Origin of the sequence: Stenotrophomonas sp. HMSC10F07 (genome assembly GCF_001807895.1) — a bacterium.
Taxonomy (GTDB): domain Bacteria; phylum Pseudomonadota; class Gammaproteobacteria; order Xanthomonadales; family Xanthomonadaceae; genus Stenotrophomonas; species Stenotrophomonas sepilia.
On record NZ_KV791391.1, the window covers coordinates 1 to 20,005 of the forward strand.

A 20,005-nucleotide genomic window follows, 5' to 3' on the forward strand; every position below is an offset into this window, starting at 1 on the left:
GGTGGGTCCGGTTGCGGGAGTGTCCGCGGCATGGGCCCGAGGTATACCTCGGGCGGGTTGGGCAGGACGCCCAATCCCGGTCTTGCCGTGTGCGCAGGACAGCGCACACGAGCAAGCCGCGGCCAAGCCCCCATGGACGGGTTTACGGCGTCTCCCGCAACCGGACCCACCCCGCCAACCCACGGATAGCCCGCTGTTGCTGTTGCTGTTGCTTCGGCCGTTGCTCTGGCTCGTAGCAGGTGCAGGGCGCAGCCCTGCAGACAACACCCCCTTCCCTGAGCATTCCACGCAGTGGTTTGAGCGCCGTGCGCACGCCAGTCACGGCACGCTAGGCCAACGGAACCGCCCATCATCCACCGAGAACCCTCATGACCCTGCGCCATCTGCCCCTACGCACCGCCCTGCTGCTGGCCCTGTCCGCCCTGCCACTGGCGGCGCTGGCCGAAGCCACCTCGCCCGCGCCCACCCAGCAGGTGCCCGGCGTCTACCACCAGCGCGTCGGTGCGCTGCAGGTCACCGCCCTGTTCGACGGCGTGGTCGCGCTGGGCCGGCAGGAAGTGGTCGACGTGCCGCCGACACTGGTCAGCCGCCTGTTGGAAGGCCGCTACGTGCCCGAAGACAAGAAGGGCCTGCAGACCGCAATCAACGCGTTCCTGGTGCGCCAGGGCAACCACCTGACCCTGGTCGATACCGGCACCGCGCAGTGCTTCGGCCCCGGCCTGGGCCAGGTGCTGGGCAACCTGCGCGCCTCCGGCGTGGACCCGGCCGAGGTGGACGAGGTGCTGCTGACCCACGCCCATCCGGACCACCTGTGCGGGGTGCTCGATGCACAGGGCAAGCCGGCCTACCCGAATGCCACGGTGTGGCTGTCCAGGGCCGATGCCGACTACTGGCTCAACCCGGCCAGCGAGGCTTCCGCGCCGAAGGGTGTGCGCTTCGCCTTCCCGCTGGCGCGCAACGCGGTGGCACCGTACCAGGCCAGTGGCCACCTGCGCACGTTCACCCCCGGCGATGCCCTGCCCGGCGGCGCGGTGGCGATGGACACCCATGGCCATACCCCCGGCCACGTCTCCTACCGGTTCGACAGCCAAGGCCAGTCACTGCTGGTGTGGGGCGACGTGCTGCACTTCCATGCGGTGCAGTTCGCGCACCCGGAGGCCGCGTTCGAGGCCGATTCGGACCGCAAGGCGGCCATCGCCAGCCGTCGCGGGCTGCTGCAGCAGGCCACCGCCAACGGCTGGTGGGTGGCCGGTGCGCACCTGCCCTTCCCGGGCCTGGGCCACGTCCGCAGGGAAGGCCAGGCCTATGCGTGGGTCCCGGCGGAGTATTCGCCGTTGTGAGGGTGTGCCGACCAAGGTCGGCACCCACCCGATCGGGTAGCGCCCGGCTGCCAGCCGGGCGACCGGCAATACCTTATTCCAGCCCCAGCCAGCCGCCGATCACGCCGCGGGCTTCGTCCACGCCGGTACGGTCTTCGCCCGAGAACACCTGCACGCTGACGCTGTCACCGTAGGCCGATTGCAGCTCCTTGCGCACCTTCTGCAAGGACTGCATCTGCTGGCTGCGGCTGAGCTTGTCGGCCTTGGTCAGCAGGGCATGCGCCGGCAGGCCACGCTGCACGGCATAGGACAGCATCTGCCGGTCGTAGTCCTTCAGCGGATGACGGATGTCCATCACCACCACCAGCCCCTTCAGGGCCTCGCGGGTGCGGAAGTACTTGTCGATGAAGGCCTGCCAGTGCGCCTGCAGGTCCAGCGGCACCTTGGCGTAGCCGTAACCGGGCAGGTCGACCAGATGCGCCTCCGGGGTGACCTGGAAGAACACCAGCTGCTGGGTACGGCCGGGGGTCTTGGAGACACGCGCCAGGGCGTTCTGGCGGGTCAGCGCGTTGAGCGCACTGGACTTGCCGGCGTTGGAGCGGCCGGCGAAGGCCACTTCGGCCCCTTCGTCGGGCGGCAGCTGCCGCACGTTATGGGCCGAAAGGTGGTAACGGGCGCGTTCGATGAGCAATGACATGTGCCTAGGATCGCATGTTGCGGCGCCGCGCGCCCGTGCCGGCGGCCTTTGCGGGCATTTTGCTGCACTGCTGCGTTGACCGTGCGCGGAAACGGCGTTGATAATCCGGGCGATGCCGGCCGCCACCGCCCGGCCCGGTCCATACGGAGCTTCAGCATGCGCCACGCTCGCGTTCTTGCCGTATCCGCCCTTGCCACTGCTGTCGTCGTTGCCGCTGCTGCGTTCGCGCAGACCACGTTGACCCCGCTGCCCGACAATGGGCCGATCAACACCGCCTCGCTGGAGGTGGATTTCAGCAAGACCCACTGGGGCGATGCGAAGGCCGGGCAGACCAAGGCGACGGCCTGCGCGGCCTGCCACGGTGCCGACGGCAATTCCACGGTGGAGATGTACCCGTCCATTGCCGGCCAGAGCGAACGCTACGTGGCCCAGCAGATGGCCCTGATCGCCAACGGCCAGCGCAGTTCCGGCGCGGCGGTGGCGATGGTGCCGTTCGTGCAGAACCTCACCCCGCAGGACATGCGTGATATCGGCGCCTACTTCGCCACGCAGAAGGCCAACGCTGGCATCGCCGATGACACGGCGGTCACCGACGGCCCCTACAAGGGCATGAAGTTCTACGAGATCGGCCAGCAGCTGTACCGCGGCGGCGATGCCAAGCGTGGCCTGCCGGCCTGCATGGCCTGCCATGGCCCCAGCGGTGCCGGCAATCCCGGCCCGGCCTATCCGCATCTCGGTGGCCAGCACGCCAGCTATGTCGCGCGCCGCCTGCAGGAGTACCAGGCCGGCCAGACCAACGAGACCGACAAGGCGCACTTCCAGATCATGGCCACGGTCGCGCAGAAGCTCAGCGAGCAGGAAGTGCAGGCGCTGTCGAGCTACCTGCAGGGCCTGCACAACAAGGCCGACGATGTGGCCGCCGCGGCCACGCCAACACAACCGGCTGCCGCCCCCTGACCACCACTGGTCGGCCCGGGCCGCGACGCCGGCCCACGGCTGCGGTATGTTTCCTTCACGCCGGCGGCTGCGCCGGCGTTGCTTTTTTCAACGGAGATGCGTGTCGATGAGGTTGATTTCCCGCCTGCTGTTGTCCGTGCTGGTGCTGCTGCCGCTGGCAGCCTGCGCCGCCACCCCCGCCAATGCCCCGCTGGTCGAGGGCAAAGACTACGAGCGCATCGCCCAGCCGGGCCCGTTCCAGCCGCTGGCCGGCAAGATCGAGGTGGTCGAAGTCTTCGGCTACACCTGCCCGCACTGCGCCCATTTCGAACCGCAGCTGGAAGCCTGGGCGGCCAAGCTGCCGGCCGACGTGCGCTTCACCCCGGTCCCGGCGGCCTTCGGCGGTGCCTGGGATGCCTGGGCACTGGCCTACTACGCCGCCGACGAAGTCGGCGTGGCCAAGCGCAGCCATGCCGCCGTGTTCAAGGCCCTGCACGAGCAGGGTTCGCTGCCGATGCAGAACGTCTCGGCCGATGAGCTCGCCACCTTCTACAAGGCCTACGGCGTGACCCCGGACCGCTACATCCAGGCCCTGCGCGGCGATGCCGTGCAGAAGAAGGTCGAGGCCGCGCGCGCGTTCGCCCAGCGCACCAAGATTCCGGGCACCCCGGCCATCATCATCAATGGCCAGTACCTGGTGCGCGGCAACAGCTTCGACGACCAGCTGCGCATTGCCTCGGCGCTGATCGCGCAGGCGCGCGCCGCCCGCGGCCGCTGAACCAACACCCACCACCGACACGGCGTTGTCGCCGCCACGTGTCATCATTTCCCCTTGGCCGGCGCCTGCCGCCGGCCCCACCTTTCCAGATGCTGGAGACGTTTCCATGAAGATCCGTTACGCCCTCGCCCTCGCAGCGCTGCTGCCGATCCTGGCCGCCTGCAAGGCCGACGACGGCAGCACCAACACCACCGCGGCGCCCGCCGAACCGGCAGCAACCCCGGCCACGACCACCGAACCGGCTGCCGCACCGGCGGCGGGCAGCGAAGGCGCCGCGCCGGCTGCCGCTGAAGGCGAGAAGACTCCGGCCGAAGCAACTCCGGCCGCCGCGCCGGCCCCGACCACTGCCGCACTGACCGGCCCGGCTCCGGTGGAAGGTGCCGACTACCAGGTGATCCCGAACGGCCAGCCGTTCCAGCCGGCCGCCGGCAAGATCGAAGTGACCGAGATCTTCGGCTACGTCTGCCCGGCCTGCGCCGCGTTCCAGCCGCTGGTCGGCCCGTGGAAGGCCGGCCTGCCCAGCGACGTGAACTTCGTCTACGTGCCGGCCATGTTCGGCGGCACCTGGGATGACTACGCCCGTGCCTTCTACGCCGCGCAGACCCTGGGTGTGCAGGAGAAGACCCACGAAGCGCTGTACGCCGCCATCCACTCGCAGAAGACCCTGAAGGGCGAGCGCGGCCGTGACTCGGTGGAAGACATCGCCAAGTTCTACGCCGCCTACGGCGTCGATCCGAAACAGTTCGCGGCCACCATGGGCAGCTTCGCGGTGAACGCCAAGACCAACTCGGCCAAGCAGTTCGCCCAGCGCAGCCAGATCAGCGGCACCCCGTCGATCATCGTCAACGGCAAGTACCTGGTGAAGGGCAAGAGCTTCCCGGACATGCTGCGCATCGCCGACCACCTGATCGCCCGCGAACGCGGTGCGGCCCAGGCTCACTGATCCAAGAGAAGCATTTCCCGGCCGTGAATTCCCCCCGTACACGGACCCTGCGCTTGCTGACGGCCAACATCCAGGCCGGCTCAAGTACCCGCCGTTACAGCGACTATGTGACCCGCAGCTGGTCACATGCGCTGCCGGCGGGTCGCAAGCGCAGCAGCCTGGACGCGATCGCCACCCTGGCGCGCGAACATGACATCGTCGGCCTGCAGGAGGCCGACCCGGGCAGCCTGCGCTCGGGCTTCACCAACCAGACCCATTACCTGGCCCAGCGCGCCGGCTTCAACTACTGGAGCCACCAGCCGAACCGGCGCATGGGCGGGGTCGCCTCCAGCGCCAATGGCCTGCTGAGCAAGCTGGAACCGGTGGAAGTGCAGGACCACGCCCTGCCCGGCCGCATCGGCGGGCGCGGCGTGCTGCTGGCCAAGTTCGGCGATGGTGCCGACGGCCTGGCGGTGGCGGTGGCCCATCTGTCATTGGGCGCGGGATCGCGGATGTCGCAGCTGGGCTTCATCGCCGAGCTGCTGTCCGACCACCCCAACGCGGTGCTGATGGGCGACTTCAACTGTCTGGCCGAACGCCCAGAAATGCAGGTGCTGTACCAGAAGACCCGACTGCAACCGCCCGGCTGCATCGTGCCGACCTTCCCCAGCTGGCGCCCCGACCGCGCCATCGACCACATCCTGGTCAGCAGTGGCCTGCAGACCCGCACCGTGGAAGCCGTACCGGCCGCATTCTCCGATCACCTCGCCCTGGCGATGCAGATCGACGTCCCGGCCGACGCCCTGCGCTGACCGCTCTTGGTAGGTGCCAACCTTGGTTGGCACGCCGCTCTGGTGGGTGCGGACCGTTGGTCCACACGCTCTCCGCCGCTACCCGGCCTGGACCACCGGCACCTTCAATCGCCGCGCGGTCATCGTGCTGCCCACCGAAGCCAGCACCGTGCAGCCGATCGCCAGCCACTGCAGCCCGTGCAGGTGTTCGTGCAGCAGCAGCATCGCCCACAGCGCGGCCACCGCCGGCTCCATGCTGATCAGGATGCCGAAGGTCTCCTTTGGCAGGCGCTTGAGCGCCATCATCTCCAGCGACATCGGGATCGCGCTTGAGACCAGCGCCACCAGCAGGCCGGCGGCCAGGATCTCTGGATCGAGCAGCGCGGTGCCGGCATGCACCACGCCCACCGGCACCACCACCAGCGAAGCCGCCAGCAGCCCCAGCGACACCGAATGCCCGGCGTGCAGGTGTCCGGCACGCTTGCCGAACACGATGTAAAGCCCCCAACACGCCGCTGCGCCCATCGCATACAGCACGCCGGCCGGATCCAGCGCCGGGCCGCCGCCCAGCGGCAGCAGCAGCAACAACCCCACCACTGCGCAGCCCACCCAGACGAAGTCGATCGGTCGCCGTGATGACAGCATCGCCACCGTCAGTGGCCCGGTGAACTCGATGGCCACCGCGATGCCGAAGGGAATCGTGCGCAGGGCCATGTAGAACAGCAGGTTCATCAGGCCCAGGGTGAGCCCGTAGCGCAGGAGGGTGATCGCATCCGCGCGGCCGGTCTTCCAGCGCCACGGCCGCCAGAACAGCAGCAGCAACAGCGCTGAGAAGCCCACGCGCAGCGCGCTGGTGCCCTGGGCGCCGATCAGCGGGAACAGGTGTTTTGCGTAGGAGGTGCCGATGGCCAGCGAGGTGACCGAGCCAAGCACCGCCAGCGCCGGCAACATCGGCGCGAGTCGTGAGGTCTGCATGGGCAAAGTCTATTGCGCCCGCGCCGAGCACTTGGCTCAATTGACAGCCCGTTCGTGCAACTTCTGCTCACCATGGCTACCGCCCCCGTGCTCGACAGCTTCGACCGCGCCATCCTCGGCCTGCTGCAGCGGGACAACACCCTGCCGCAGCGCGAGATCGCCGAGGCCGTGCACCTGTCCACCCCAGCCGTGCAGCGCCGCATCAAACGCCTGCAGGACAGCGGTGTGATCGCGGCCAACGTGGCGGTAGTCGCCGCAGCCGAGGTCGGGCGACCGCTGACCATCATCGTCGAGGTGCGCGTGGTCAGCGAGCAGCGCGAACGCGTGGCGCCGTTCAAGCACCGCGTGCAGGACGACCCGGCGGTGCAGCAGTGCTATTCGATCACCGGCGACGGCGATTTCCTGCTGCTGGTGTCGGCCGCGTCGATGGAAGAGTACGAGGCGATCACCGAGCGGCTGTTCGGTGGCGATGACAACATCGAGCGCTTCCGCACCTCGGTTGCACTGGGAACGTTGAAGCGCAGTTTCGAAGTGCCACTGGACCCGGTTCTGTAGCGCGGAGCCATGCTCGACTGCGCTTTGACCGCAAAGCAACAGCCGCCGAGCATGGCTCGGCGCTACAGTCGGAGACCATGAACACTTCGCCCTCCCCCGCCCGTCGCCTGCGCCGCTGGCTGCTGCGCGGCCTGTGGCTGGTCATCGCGATCGTTGCCGCCATGGCACTGTGGAACAGCCCATGGGCCGCTGCACCGAAACTGCTGTGGACACTCTCGCGGATGCCTCCGGCCACCGAGCTTCCGGTGCCGGTGGAAGGTGTGCGGCCCCGCCAGATCGCCGATACCTTCGGCGCCCCACGCGGCCGTGACCGCTCCCACGCCGGCATCGACATCTTCGCCAGGCGCGGTACCCCGGTGCGCAGTGCCACCGCCGGCGTCGTCGTGGACATCAGCGACCGCGGCCTCGGTGGCCGCCAGGTGTGGGTGATCGGGCCCGGGCGCGAACGCTACTACTACGCGCATCTGGAGGGCTGGGCCGAGGGTCTGTCGCGCGGCCAGGTGGTCCAGGCCGGCGACCTGCTTGGCCACGTCGGCGACAGCGGCAATGCCAAGGGCACGCCGCCGCACCTGCACTGGGGCATCTACGGCACCGACGGCGCGCGCGATCCACTCCCGCTGCTGCGCTGACCCAGCCCACACCCGGATCATCGGGTCGATTCGTTCATTATTTGTAAATAGGAATAGTTCGTATTACGATTTCTTTCGTTTCCGGTGGCGCCAGGACGGCCTGCCCGCCCTCCCCCTACCCGTAGCGCCTCGCCTTCTGGATGCCGGCCGAGCGCACGTGCTCGTCCAGGACCCCCATGACCCGTTCCGCCTTCCGTACCCCGCAGCCGCAACGGCTGTCCGTTGCCGTGCTCGCCGTTCTCTGCGCCGTGGCCCCGGCCGCCTTCGCCGACACCGCCGCCGATCCGACCACCCTCGACAAGGTGGTGGTCAAGGGCGAACGCGCCGAAGGCTATTCGGTGCGCCGTACCTCGGCCGGCACCCGCTTCGACCTGGCGCCGCGCGAGATCCCTCAGTCGATCAGCATCATCAGCCACCAGCGCATCGAAGATCAGAACCTGGACGACATCATCGACGTGCTGGCCAACACCACCGGCGTGACCAGCACCCAGTCCGACAGCGAGCGCACCGAGTTCTACGCGCGCGGGTTCTACATCGATGCCTACCAGTTCGACGGCCTGCCGACGCAGATGGTGCAGAACTGGAGCTACGGTGATTCCGGCCTGGATCTGGCGCTGTACGACCGCGTGGAAGTGGTGCGTGGTGCCACCGGCCTGCTCAGTGGTGCCGGCAATCCGTCCGCGTCGGTGAACCTGGTCCGCAAGCACGCCGACAGCGCCGAACTGGCTGGCAGCGTGTCGGTGAACGTCGGCAGCTGGGGCCGCACCCGCACCACGGTGGATGTGGGCAGCGCACTGAACGCCAGCGGCAGCGTGCGCGGCCGCGTGATCGGCAGCTATCTGGACACCGACGGCCAGATGGACCGCTATAACCAGCGCAAGACGCTGGGCTACGCCGTCATCGACGCCGACCTGACCCCGGACACCCAGCTGAGCGTGGGCTACGACTACCAGCAGAAGCGCGCCAATGGCGCGACCTGGGGTGGCTTCCCGATGCTGTACTCCGATGGCTCGCGCACGGGCTACGACGAATCGTTCAACGCGAGCCCGAAGTGGACCTACTGGGACACCACCAGCAAACGCGCCTTCGCCACCCTGCAGCACGCCTTCAGCAATGGCTGGAAGTTCAAGGTCGGTGCCACGCACGATGAGACCAAGGCTGACGACAAGCTGTTCTACCCGGCCTACAACGACTGGACCACGGGCGCATCGAACTTCGACAAGACCACCGGCGCGGGCATCTCGCCGTCTGCGGGCTTCTACAACACCGAGCGCAAGGTCACCGGCGTCGATGGCTACGTTGATGGTCCGTTCCAGCTGTTCGGCCGCGAGCACCAGTTCATGGCAGGCCTGAGCTACAACAAGCGCGAGTACGCCAACTACGGCGACTACCAGGTCGGCGGTGCCGGCCAGACCTGGGATCCGTTCGCAAGCTATCTGAACTGGACCGGCAACATCAGCGAGCCGAACTGGAACCCGCTGGCACTGGCCAGCGAGGGCACCATCACCCAGAAGGCCGGCTACGCGGCCGCGCGCCTGTCGCTGGCCGATCCGCTGAAGCTGATCATCGGCGCCCGCTACACCGACTGGAAGAGCGAGGGCGAAGGCGCCGACCGCGCGCACAAGGTCACCACGCCGTACGCCGGGCTGGTGTTCGACATCAACGGCACGTACTCGACCTACGCCAGCTACACCGAAATCTTCCAGCCGCAGACGCTGAAGGACCGCAACGGCAGCTACCTCGATCCGGTCGATGGCAAGAGCTACGAAGTGGGCGTCAAGGGGGCATGGTTCGACAACCGCCTGAATGCCTCGCTGGCAGTGTTCCGCATCGAACAGGACAACGTCGGCCAGGCCACCGGCGAACCCGTGCAGGGCAGCCAGAACGAGTTCGCCTATCGCGCCGCGCGTGGCACGGTCAGCCGCGGCTTCGAATTCGAGGTGAACGGCGAGCTGGCACCGGGCTGGAATGCCACCTTCGGCGCATCGCGCTACGTGGCCAAGGACATCAACGGCGCCGACATCAACACCAACCTGCCGCAGACCGCACTGAAGCTGTTCACCAGCTACACCCCGCAGTCGCTGCAGGCGCTGACCGTCGGTGGCGGTGCCAACTGGCAGAACCGCATCTACTACCCGGTACCGGCCTACGGCCGCATCGAGCAGGAAGGTTACGCACTGGTCAGTGCCTTCGTGCGCTACCGCATCTCGCCGGAGTTCAGCGTGCAGGCCAACCTCAACAACCTGCTGGACAAGAAGTACTACTCGCAGATCACCGGTTACGGTGCCTACGGCGATGGCCGCAATGGCTCGCTGACGTTCACCTGGGCATTCTGATCAGACGCGGGGTACGACCACCCCGCGCCTGCTGAGCCGAGCGCGGGCTCGGCGCTACATCCGCAAGGCAGCGCCGGAACTGACCGGCGCTGCCACCGTCACATCAGAACCGCAGGTCCGCGCGCAGGTACCAGTAACGGCCACGCGGGATGTCGTAGGTCGAGGCGTCGTAGCCGTTCAACGAACACGACAGGCAGATCGGCGGATCCTTGTCGAACACATTGTTCAGGCCCGCGGTCAGCTGCAGCCCCTTCATCCATTCGATCTTGTAGCCCACCTGCATGTCGTGGAAGGTGGTGGCCGAGAGCGTGTTGGTGCCATCGGCCTGGTTGCTGCACACCGGGAATGCCACGGCATCGCCGCAGTTCTCGGTCAGCTCGGAGATGTGCCGCACCGTCCAGTTCGCACTCCAGCGGTCCATCGTCCAGGCGATGCTGGCGTTGCTGGTCCACTCCGGAATGGAGCTGTCGGCCACTTCCACGCCCGGCTTCTGCGGCTGCTTCTGCCCGGCCGCGCCGGTAGCTTCGTAACGACCGACGAACGTGTTCTTCCAGGCCAGCTTGAACTGGCCGAAAGAGGTCTGCGGCAACGTCCAGAACAGGTCCACGTCCCAGCCGTCGGTCTTGATCGAGCCCAGATTGGTCAGGCGGTTGTTGAAGCTGCTGACCGCACCCGTGCTGGCGCGGGTGATGCCATCGCAGTACACCGGGTCGAGCGTGTCCACGCACAGGTCCAGCTGGGTCTGCGCGTTGATGGCCTGGATCGCACCATCGATGGCGTGGCGGTAGAAGGTCACCTCCACATCGAAGCGCTCCGACCACGACGCGTTGTTGCCGAACCACGGGCTCCACACGAAGCCAGTGCTGAAGCTGCGCGAACGCTCCGGTTCCAGATCACGATTGCCGCCGGTGGTCACCGAGATCTGCGAGTTGGCCTGCTGGAAGCCGGCCGGCACGCCCAGCGCGGCACAATTGGCGGCACTGCCACGTGGTGGCGTACCGCCCAGGCCCACCGAGCATGGATCGAACAGCTGCAGGTCGGCACGTGCGGCCGAGCCGTACAGTTCGCCGATGGACGGTGCGCGGAAACCCTCGGCGTACGTGGTACGCAGCACGAAGTCATCGGTCACCTGCCAGCGCAGGCCGTACTTGGGCGTGAACTCGCCACCGAAGGTGGAGTAGTCCGAATAGCGGCCGGCCAGGCTCAGGTCCAGCTTCTTGCCCAGCGGCGAGTCGGCGAAGATCGGAACGCTCAGCTCCAGGTAGGCCTCGTTGACGTCGTAGGAACCGGAGGTCGGCTGCGACGGTACGCCGTTGTAGTGGCCGATCACGGTCAGCGGATCCGGCTGGTACCAGCCCTTGTACTTGCGGTACTCGTAACCGCTGGCGAACGATACCGGACCCGCCGGCAGGGTAAACAGGTCGCTGGACAGGTTGGCGGTGAACAGGCTCAGCTCGTTCTGGCTGCGGTCGCGCACCACCGGCTGGATCCACTTCAGCATGTCCGGGGTGATCGAACCCACGCCACCGAAGATGTTCAACGGCACGCAGCCCGGCGTTGCCGCGCACACCGCCGGGTCACCCAGGGCCATGTTGACGTTGTAGATGTTGTAGCTGCCGTAGTTGGTCTGTTCGGCCTTGTTCTTGCTGTACATGCCGTTGACGTCCCAGTACCAGCTGCGGTCGGCGGCCTGGAAGTTGCCGACCAGGCCGGTGGCCACATAGGTCGTGTTGACCTCCTGCTTGAACACGCGCGCACCGCCTTCCACCGGGCGGCGGCCGATCAGGCTCATGTTGTCGCCGGAGACGAGATCGAAGCCGAACGGGTTGTACGGATTCAGGCGCGAGACCACGATGTTGTCGGCCAACGGATTGCCGGTGGCGCCATCGGGGCCGAAGAACAGCGGCTCGGGGCCGGCCTGGTTGGTCGACTCGCGGCGGTTGCCCAGCGCCTTGATGTACCACTGCACGTTGTCGGTGATGTCAAAGCGGAACTGGCCGAACAGGCCCTTGCGCTCGGACGGCGTGAGCACCATGTTGTACTCGGCGAAGTTGAAGCGGTCGGCGCTGGTGAAGCAGTGGTAGTCATCGCTGCGGTTGCAGCCGGCGCTGCCGTCATAGCGCGGGTTGGGCACGCCGCTGTTGGGCACGATGTCCTGCTCTGCACCGGTGTTGGGGTCGACGAAGGCGAAGCGGCCCTGTGGAATGCCGCCGCTGCCGAAGGCCAGGCCGGTGCCCGGAATCGGGAAGCGCGACTGCTCGCGATCCTTGGCGAATACCGGGTCCTGCTTGGTCCAGCTGGCGCCCAGGAACAGGCTGAAGCGATCACCGCTCTTGCCCCACGCCAGGTCCACGCCCTTCTGGGTGCCGTCGCCCTTGCTGTACTCACCATAGTTCAGGGTCACCTGCCCGCCATCGAAGTCGCGGCGGGTGATGATGTTGACCACGCCGGCGATGGCATCGGAGCCGTACAGCGACGACGCGCCGTCTTCCAGCACCTCGATGCGTTCGACGATGGCCAGCGGAATGGTGTTGAGGTCGGTGGCCGCACCGACGCCCGATGCGGACGACTCGTTGACCCAGCGGATGCCGTCAACCAGCACCAGCACGCGCTTGGCACCGAGGTGGCGCAGATCGACCTGCGCCGAGCCGGCACCCACGCCACTGCCATCGGGCGGGAAACCGAAGTTGCCGGACGAGTTGAACTTGGCGTTGAGCGCAGAGCCGGAACCGGTGAGCTGCTGCAGCACTTCGCCGATCGAGGTCAGGCCGGTGCGTTCGATGTCGCCACGGGTCAGGGTCTGGATCGGGACCTGGCCCTCGACTTCAGCGCGCTTGATGCGGGTACCGGTCACTTCCACCGCGTCCAGGTTGGTGGTGGATTGTGCAGCGGCACCCAACGGGGCCAGGGCCATCACGCACAGCGTGACGGCAACCGCCAACGGGCGGTGGTGCAGGTGATTCATTCGCTCTCTCTCCAAAGGAATGTCGGGACATGGACTGCCGCACCCCCCTGCATGGCGGCGCCGTCTCCTTTGTAAACAAGTGGTAAAAACATTGGCGTGACCGACGACACCCTTTCACGCAATCATTATGAATGAACTACGCGCATCCGGCGATTAGTGGAATTTAGGAATTATTTGAAATTCACGGCCCAGGGAAAATCCATGCATGAATCAGGCTGATACTCATGCCTCACAGGATGGAGCGGGGTTAAGTCGTGAGAGCAATCAGCACTGCGCTGTTTAAAGCAATCATTGTCCTTGCCGTAATTTCATTCACAGATGAAGCCAGAGCGGGCGGACTCATCGAGTGCAACAATTGTGCCTCGCCGAAGTCCGTGGCTTTGCAGTCTGGGTCTGGGCTTACTGTCGTAATCGACTTCGAAAAAGCACAACTGACTGCTTTCAATGTTGAGTATGACCGTGAACTCAGGAAGTGGCGGGCCATTTCCACCCCAGTCCCTAGCCAAATCCAAATGGCATTTCTGCGAATTGTGGAAAGCGTGTATACCCCCAATTCTCAGCCCGACCAAGCATTTCCAAAAGCGGGTGGAGCTGCCGTGGTCCCGCTCCACCCGGACAATCCAGGAAATTCTAATGGGGCGCGATTTCCAGATTCATACAAATCCTCCGACGCGTTCGAGATCGTCAATTCAGCAACCATGAGAACCCGGCTAGGCCAGTATCTTGCGCTGGAAATCGCAGGAGCAAATACCAGCAATCCCGGCTGGAACAGTTTCGCGCTTTCCATTCAACAATTTGCGCTTAGCTGGGCCAGCATCAAGGGCGGCGGCGCAGTTAATATAGTTATCACCTGGCGAGATGGTTCAAAAACCATTTATCGCATCACGCCTGACAATGTGACAGAAGCCAAGTATCAGAAGGGGGAAAGCCGCGACAGCACCGGCAACAAGGTGCCGGACGAGACCATTGCAGATCCCGCCACTGCTCCCTCATACGCCGGCCAATATTATTTCGGCCGCGAAGGTGATCTTGACAAATGGGTCCGCTCTGCACAGATGTATGGAGTCCCCGTCCAGCGCGGAAGCAGCAGCCGCATCTCTTGCAGTTGGGATGGTCGCACAGTCTACTGCCAGCAATACTGACACCCTCATCCGCCGCTCACGTCGCAATCTCCCCATGAGCGGCGGTTTAGAGACGCTATCGCACGAAGGCGATACGCTCCATGCCGGTGGCCTCGGCGGCGGCCAGGATCCGCGCCATGCCTTCGTACTCGGCCGACGGATCGGTGGCGATGCGCAGCTCCGGCAGGTTGCCGGCATGTTCACCGGCCTGTGCCTGCAGGCGCGCCTGCAGATCGCCGATGGCCATCGGCTGGCCATCCCAGCTCAGCTGGTTCGAGGCATCCAGGCGCAGCTCGATCGGCGGGGGCGGTTCGGGGCGATCGACCACGCGATCGGTGGCCTGTGGCAACTGAATGGCAATCGGCCGGGCCACGATCGGCGCGGTCACGATGAAGATGATCAAGAGCACCAGCATCACATCCACCAGTGGCGTGACGTTGATGTCCGCCAGCGGGCCGCTTCTTCCTGCGCTACTGAACGCCATGTGCCGCTCCCTGCAGCCGGGCCGTTCGCCCAAGGCCGACAGTACGTCGCCGATGCAGGCTGGCGGCAGTGTCTGCGCGTGGAGCATTCAGCTGCCGTTGCCACCGCCGTAGGCCTGCAGACGTTGCTGCAGAGAACCGAGTGCATCCGAGCCGATCAGCGCCCACAACAACAGGCGACACTTACGTGGGCACAGTGATCCCGCCATCAGCAGCCCCCGCCGCTGCAGGTGGATTTCGCTGCCAGCAAAGCCATAGGTGCGGCGTGCCGTCGCGCCGGCGCCGGTGCGCGAGGCGATGATGACGGGACGATGCACTGCGGCACGCGCCAAGGGTTCAACCCAACTGGACGGGACATGACCCGCGCCCATGGCCGCCACAACCAGCCCCTCGCATCCGCTCTCCAGCACCGAATGCAGCACCTCAGGACCTTCGCCCAGCACCGCCTCGAGCATGGCTATCCGTTGATGAACCCGTGTTGGCACCAGTGCAGGCAGTCGTTCCGGAGGCGATCCTTCATAGCTGCATTGCCCTTCCTGCACCCGTCCGATACAGCCTTTACCTGGCGATTGGAAGGCATCCAGATCCAGACTATGCACCTTGCGCACCTGGTCCGCCGCGTACAGTCGGTCCTGCATGGCGACGACCACCCCGCGCATGCGCGTGTGCGGATCCAGTGCCGCAATCGCCGCAGCCAGCACGTTTCCGGGCCCATCAGCACCGGCTGCATCAGCCCCACGCATGGCACCAGTCAACACCATCGGCTGCGGGTGCGGCCACAACAGATCCAACAGATACGCTGACTCCTCGAGCGTGTCGGTGCCCTGGGTGATGACCACGCCATCAGCGCCGTCGTCCACCATCGCGCCGGCCCAGTCGCGCGCAGCGAGAACGTCGACCCACGACAGCGACGCACTGGGTGACAGCCCAAGCGTATGCGTCTGCACCATTGCCAACCTGCCCAGACCGGGGACTACCTCCGCCAGCATCTGCGCAGAAACCTTGGGAACGATGCCCACGTCCGCCGCATCAACACGCATGCTGAGGGTGCCGCCGAGTGAGCCCAATGCCAGCCGTCTCATATCGCCCCCTTCAGTATCCAGCCCACTGCAGGGACGATCAGCAGAACGCCTGCCGCCATCGAGAGGAGATTGCCGATATACGGATGCACGTGTGCAGGCAAGCGAGCAGAACATGCCGCGGCCAGCGGTGGCGTCAGCAGTGCCCCCAGCAGCGCGGACAGCACCACCACCGCCGCGCTCCCGCCATAGGCAAGAATGCAGGCAGGAACCACGGAGACAATCGGGATGTACGTGGGATACCAGCCCCCCTGGATCCAGCGCTCCCGCCATACCCAGACCCCCACCGCGGAGGCGAGCGCCTGGCCGCACAGCAATGCCATCAGCCAACCGGTGCCATAGAAGGGTCCGGCCGGCTGCAGAAGGGCGGCAAGCAGTACGCCGCCGATCAGCCCGGCACTGGCGAGTTCGTTGCCCAGGAAGGGCGCTTCACTGAAGTCCGCCAGTACCCTGCGCATACCCCATTGCCAGCCATGCCGCGTGACGGGCGCAGCCGGCGCTGACCCAGGCGCAGCGGGAACCGGATTCCAGCCCAGCCGCCTCGCGGCGACAAAGGCGGCCGCGCTTGCCAGTGTCATTGCAAGGACGTTGCCGATCACGGCGGGCAGGCCCAGCGGTGCGCAGACCTGATTCACCAGCAACAACGCCAGCGGCGTGACCAGCAATGCGCCAGATGCAGCGGCGATTCCCGTAATCTTCCAGCCGCCACCGAACAGCAGCACCATCGCCGCCGGCAGCGATACCGCAGCAACAAACGTGGGTTGCCAGCGCCCGTCCTGCAGCGCGCTGGCAAATACCATGTTGGCAAGCACCAGTCCGCCGATCGAAGCTGCCGCGACCCAGGGCCAGCGGCCAGTGCCATAGCAGACTGGAAATCCCTGCCATCGCTTTCCTCGCCGGTGCGCCCAATGGGCCAGTGCAGCACCGCCAATCAGACCGAGCGAGGCAAACTCGTGCTTGTAGAAGGTCACCTCACTTGCATCGCCAACCCACCATCGCCAGCGGCCCGCCCATGTTGCGAGGCTGCCCATCAACTGGCTGTGGTCTGGCCAGAGCTGGCCGGGGGACATCGTGCGCCAACCGGCAACCACCGTCACGATGATCGCCAGTGCAAACGTCGCTGAGAACAGTGCCCAGCGCCAGTGGCTGCGGGCGGCTGGTGACTGGGTCGGTAAGGGGGGGCTCGCCATGCGGGAGCCTCAGCGCGGCAGCATGGGATGCTGGCGATAACCCAGCATAGGATCGAAGAGATCGGTACGCCTGTCGCGGCAGAGATCGTTCAGGGAATTCCAGATCGGCGCACTGCGTGCCGTGGACAGGTCCACCTCGGCCATCACCATCGCCTCACCTTCAGGCGCTGCGATCGGGGCCAGCGGCCATCCGTTGGTACCGACAATCAACGAGCACCCCAGGAAGCGTTCCCCGCGATCTGTACCGACGCGGTTGGCCGCTGCGATGAACACGTTGTTGACGTGTGCGGCCGTCATCGTCAGGTAGCTGGCCATGCAGCGCCCGCTTTCATCGAACAATGGCGGCGGCGTCCACACCCAGCAGTTGAGGCTGAGGATGATGTCGGCCCCTTGCAACGCAAGCAGGCGTGGCACCTCCGGGAACCAGACATCCCAGCAGATCATCAGACCGATCCGGCCAACGCTCGTCTCGAACACCGGATAGCCGAGGTCGCCGGCACAGAAGTAGAGCTTCTCACGGCACCATAGATGGGTCTTGCGATAGCGTCCGATATAGCCGCCGGGCCCGAACAGCACAGCGGTGTTGTACAGACGGCTGCCATCGTATTCAGCAATACCCACGGCCAGGTGAATGCCCGCCTCGCACGCGAAGGCTTCCCAGAACCGCGAGGTCGGCCCCTCCGGCACCGACTCAGCCATCGCGAACGCCTCCGCCCGACTGCTGAACGAATAGCCAGTGCAGCATAGCTCGGGCAGCACGATCAGGCGGGCCCCACGTTCCAATGCCTGCGTGGCAAGCAGGCGCGCCCGTTCGATGTTGGCGGGGACGTTCTCCGGCCCGCACTGTGGGTCGAACTGGATGACGGCAACCGAGACAGGACTGAACGGCTTGGGCTGATCTGACATGCGATGGTCCTCTGCAGGGGCGGAGCGGCTGCTTCCGTTTGACTGCAGCAGGCACCCGTTGTACGGCCGCTTCAACTGGCAAAAGCGTCAACTGCGCGAAACGCCTTCAAAGTGGGCTTTATGCGACGACTCTCACTGAATTCCGCGCTGGACCGGCCCGAGCATCCGGCCTGACCCACCGCCAAAGCGGGCCATTTGCATCAGTGCAGCCACCGTGCACGCAATGCGAAACTGAATTCAGCCATTGCCCGCTATGCTGCCCGCCATGACCCGACGCACTTCGACCGCCCTGTCCCTGCTGCCCTTGGCCACCACGCTGCTGATCGGTTGCGCCAATGCCCAGTCCCTCGACGCCCAGAACGCGCAGCTGAAAGCCGCGATCGCAGCCGCCGAACGCGGCCAGTTCGATCCTGGCCAGGCCGCTGCGCTCAGCCGTCACCCGGCCTATGGCTGGCTGGAGTACGCCAACCTGCGCCGCAACATCGATACCGTCGACAACGCGCAGGCGCAGGCCTTCCTCAAGCGCTACGACGGCCAGGCCGTGGCCAGCACCTTCCGCAGCGTGTGGCTGCCCTCGCTCGCACGCCGCCAGGACTGGCCGACCCTGCTGGCCAACTGGGCGCCCACCGACAACACCGGCCTGCGCTGTGCGCAGCTGACCGCGCGCCAGGTGACGGGCAAGGTCGATCCGCAGTGGATCAGTGAAGCGCAGGATCTGTGGCGCAAGAACGGCAAGTCGCTGCCGGACGGCTGTGATGCCGTTTTTGCCGTGCTGCAGGCACAGGGTGGCCTGAGCGACGCCCTGCGCTGGGAACGCATCGATGCCGCCGCCGATGCCCAGCAACCGGCGGTGATGCGCAGCGCTGCACGCGGCCTGCCTGCCGCCGACCTGGCGCTGGCGAACAATTACGCCGCCTTTGTCGACAAGCCCAATGCCAGCGCCCTGAACTGGCCACGCAACGAGCGCAGCCGGCGCATCGCCACCGATGGCCTGGCCAAGCTGGCCAAGGCCGACCCCGGCGCCACCGAGCAGCAGCTGCCGCAGTACGCCCAGACGCTCGGCCTGAGTGCCGACCAGCAGGGCCAGGTGCTGTACCAGATCGCGCTGTGGACAGTGGCCTCCTATCTGCCCGATTCGGCACGTCGCCTCAACGCGGTGCCGGAGTCGGCCTATGACGAACGCCTGCACGAGTGGCGCGTGCGCGAAGCGATGTCGCGCGGCGACTGGCCGGCGGCGCTGACCGCCATTCGCAAGATGGGCAGCAAGCAGCGCAGCGACCCGCGCTGGCGCTACTTCGAAGGCCGCATGCTGGAGAAGACCGGCCAGGCCCAGCAGGCGCAGCCGCTGTTCCGCGAGGCCGCGCGCGCGCCGACCTTCCACGGCTTCCTCGCCGCCGACAAGCTGCAGCAGGGCTACACCCTGTGCCCGTGGAAGCCGAACGACAGCGCACAGGCACAGGCGGTGATCGCGCGCGACCCGGCCATCCAGCGCGCGATGGCGCTGTACCAGATCGACCGCGCTGGCTGGGCCGTGGCCGAATGGAACAGCGCGCTGTCGCGCTTCGATGACACCCAGCGCCGCCTCGCCGTGCGCGTGGCGCAGGACAATGGCTGGTTCGACCGCGCCGTGTTCGCGCTCGGCAAGCAGCCGCAGGAACAGCGCCTGTACGACCTGCGCTTCCCGCTGCATCACGACGCCACCATCCGCCGCGAATCGGCACGCAACGCGATCGACCCAGCCTGGGTGGCCGCGGAGATCCGCGCCGAGAGTACCTTCACTCCGCGTGCGCGCTCGCCTGCCAATGCCATGGGCCTGATGCAGGTGCTGCCGGCCACCGGTGCCAGCGTGGCCAAGTCGATCGGCCTGACCGGCTACGGCGGCGCCGACAGCCTCTACGACCCGGACACCAACATTGCCATCGGCACCGCCTACCTGCGCCAGCTGATGAACAAGTACGACGGTCTGCCGTACGTGACCATCGCCGCCTACAACGCCGGCCCGACCCCGACCGCACGCTGGCAGGGCCAGCGCCCGGGCTTCGATCCGGACCTGTGGATCGAGACCATCAGCTACAAGGAAACCCGCGAGTACGTTGCCCGCGTTCTGGCCTTCAGCGTGATCTACGACTGGCGCCTCAATGGTGATGCCCTGCCACTGAGCGACCGCCTGATGGGCCGCCTGGTCGACAAGCGCAAGAACTTCAGCTGCGCCGCCAACGCCGAGCAGGGCGGCGATTGATCGCACAGCGGTCGTGCCGGCGGCTGGCCTCGATCGGGGGGTGGCGCGGCCTGCCGTGATGCCTCTGTATTGGTAGTGCCGGCCG

Annotated in this window: 17 protein-coding genes; 10 read left to right on the top strand and 7 right to left on the bottom strand. The window is 66.4% G+C overall.

Annotated features, from left to right (window positions below; all coding sequences use genetic code 11):
- Window positions 1-368: 368 nt before the first annotated feature.
- Complete coding sequence (locus HMPREF3114_RS11030) at window positions 369-1,340, top strand: MBL fold metallo-hydrolase (RefSeq protein ID WP_053500590.1); 972 nt, start codon at window positions 369-371, stop codon at window positions 1,338-1,340.
- A 73-nt stretch (window positions 1,341-1,413) separates the two neighbouring features.
- Here HMPREF3114_RS11030 and yihA read toward each other — a convergent pair whose 3' ends face one another.
- A complete protein-coding gene (gene yihA / locus HMPREF3114_RS11035; RefSeq protein ID WP_005411022.1) occupies window positions 1,414-2,016 on the bottom strand; it encodes a ribosome biogenesis GTP-binding protein YihA/YsxC in 603 nt (200 codons plus the stop codon).
- 156 nt (window positions 2,017-2,172) lie between these two features.
- Between yihA and HMPREF3114_RS11040 the strand changes: the two genes are divergently transcribed.
- From HMPREF3114_RS11040 to HMPREF3114_RS11055, 4 genes are all read left to right on the top strand, one after another.
- Window positions 2,173-2,973 carry a c-type cytochrome gene (locus HMPREF3114_RS11040; RefSeq protein WP_014648400.1) on the top strand — a complete coding sequence of 267 codons (801 nt, stop codon included), beginning with the start codon at window positions 2,173-2,175 and terminating at the stop codon, window positions 2,971-2,973.
- A gap of 106 nt (window positions 2,974-3,079) precedes the next feature.
- Window positions 3,080-3,730: a thiol:disulfide interchange protein DsbA/DsbL gene (locus tag HMPREF3114_RS11045; RefSeq protein ID WP_005419285.1), complete on the top strand. Its 651-nt coding sequence runs from the start codon at window positions 3,080-3,082 to the stop codon at window positions 3,728-3,730.
- A 106-nt stretch (window positions 3,731-3,836) separates the two neighbouring features.
- Window positions 3,837-4,673, top strand: coding sequence for a thiol:disulfide interchange protein DsbA/DsbL (locus tag HMPREF3114_RS11050; protein WP_053500287.1), 837 nt, complete (start codon window positions 3,837-3,839; stop codon window positions 4,671-4,673).
- A 53-nt stretch (window positions 4,674-4,726) separates the two neighbouring features.
- Window positions 4,727-5,464 (top strand): endonuclease/exonuclease/phosphatase family protein, encoded by a 738-nt coding sequence (locus HMPREF3114_RS11055; RefSeq protein ID WP_005419292.1) that lies wholly within the window; start codon window positions 4,727-4,729, stop codon window positions 5,462-5,464.
- Window positions 5,465-5,542: 78 nt separating this feature from the next.
- Here HMPREF3114_RS11055 and HMPREF3114_RS11060 read toward each other — a convergent pair whose 3' ends face one another.
- Window positions 5,543-6,418 (bottom strand): EamA family transporter, encoded by an 876-nt coding sequence (locus tag HMPREF3114_RS11060; RefSeq protein ID WP_080375111.1) that lies wholly within the window; start codon window positions 6,416-6,418, stop codon window positions 5,543-5,545.
- Between the two features lie 72 nt (window positions 6,419-6,490).
- On the opposite strand from HMPREF3114_RS11060, the gene HMPREF3114_RS11065 reads away from it, so the two are divergent.
- The 3 genes from HMPREF3114_RS11065 (at window position 6,491) to fhuE (ending at window position 9,938) form a co-directional block, all read left to right on the top strand.
- Window positions 6,491-6,973, top strand: coding sequence for an Lrp/AsnC family transcriptional regulator (locus HMPREF3114_RS11065; RefSeq protein WP_053500290.1), 483 nt, complete (start codon window positions 6,491-6,493; stop codon window positions 6,971-6,973).
- Between the two features lie 77 nt (window positions 6,974-7,050).
- Window positions 7,051-7,602, top strand: a complete 552-nt coding sequence (locus HMPREF3114_RS11070; protein WP_053500292.1) for a M23 family metallopeptidase — start codon at window positions 7,051-7,053, stop codon at window positions 7,600-7,602.
- A gap of 176 nt (window positions 7,603-7,778) precedes the next feature.
- Window positions 7,779-9,938 (top strand): ferric-rhodotorulic acid/ferric-coprogen receptor FhuE, encoded by a 2,160-nt coding sequence (gene fhuE / locus HMPREF3114_RS11075; RefSeq protein ID WP_053500294.1) that lies wholly within the window; start codon window positions 7,779-7,781, stop codon window positions 9,936-9,938.
- Window positions 9,939-10,041: 103 nt separating this feature from the next.
- Here the strand turns inward: fhuE and HMPREF3114_RS11080 are convergent, their stop codons facing one another.
- Entirely contained in the window at window positions 10,042-12,903 is a 2,862-nt protein-coding gene (locus HMPREF3114_RS11080; RefSeq protein ID WP_053500296.1) for a TonB-dependent receptor, read from the bottom strand.
- Window positions 12,904-13,157: 254 nt separating this feature from the next.
- Between HMPREF3114_RS11080 and HMPREF3114_RS21000 the strand changes: the two genes are divergently transcribed.
- Window positions 13,158-14,045, top strand: a complete 888-nt coding sequence (locus HMPREF3114_RS21000; protein WP_141750808.1) for a hypothetical protein — start codon at window positions 13,158-13,160, stop codon at window positions 14,043-14,045.
- 55 nt (window positions 14,046-14,100) lie between these two features.
- Here the strand turns inward: HMPREF3114_RS21000 and HMPREF3114_RS11085 are convergent, their stop codons facing one another.
- The 4 genes from HMPREF3114_RS11085 to HMPREF3114_RS11100 all read right to left on the bottom strand — a co-directional run bounded on the left by HMPREF3114_RS11085 (window position 14,101) and on the right by HMPREF3114_RS11100 (window position 17,681).
- Window positions 14,101-14,508: an ExbD/TolR family protein gene (locus HMPREF3114_RS11085; protein WP_053500303.1), complete on the bottom strand. Its 408-nt coding sequence runs from the start codon at window positions 14,506-14,508 to the stop codon at window positions 14,101-14,103.
- Between the two features lie 87 nt (window positions 14,509-14,595).
- Window positions 14,596-15,588, bottom strand: coding sequence for an asparaginase (locus HMPREF3114_RS11090; protein WP_053500298.1), 993 nt, complete (start codon window positions 15,586-15,588; stop codon window positions 14,596-14,598).
- Window positions 15,585-16,775 (bottom strand): hypothetical protein, encoded by a 1,191-nt coding sequence (locus HMPREF3114_RS11095; protein ID WP_218086319.1) that lies wholly within the window; start codon window positions 16,773-16,775, stop codon window positions 15,585-15,587. The genes HMPREF3114_RS11090 and HMPREF3114_RS11095 overlap by 4 nt, the downstream gene beginning before the upstream one ends.
- A gap of 9 nt (window positions 16,776-16,784) precedes the next feature.
- Entirely contained in the window at window positions 16,785-17,681 is an 897-nt protein-coding gene (locus HMPREF3114_RS11100) for a nitrilase family protein (protein ID WP_053500299.1), read from the bottom strand.
- Between the two features lie 253 nt (window positions 17,682-17,934).
- On the opposite strand from HMPREF3114_RS11100, the gene HMPREF3114_RS11105 reads away from it, so the two are divergent.
- On the top strand, window positions 17,935-19,920 hold the full coding sequence (locus HMPREF3114_RS11105; RefSeq protein ID WP_053500301.1) for a transglycosylase SLT domain-containing protein: 1,986 nt from the start codon (window positions 17,935-17,937) through the stop codon (window positions 19,918-19,920).
- Window positions 19,921-20,005 lie beyond the last annotated feature (85 nt).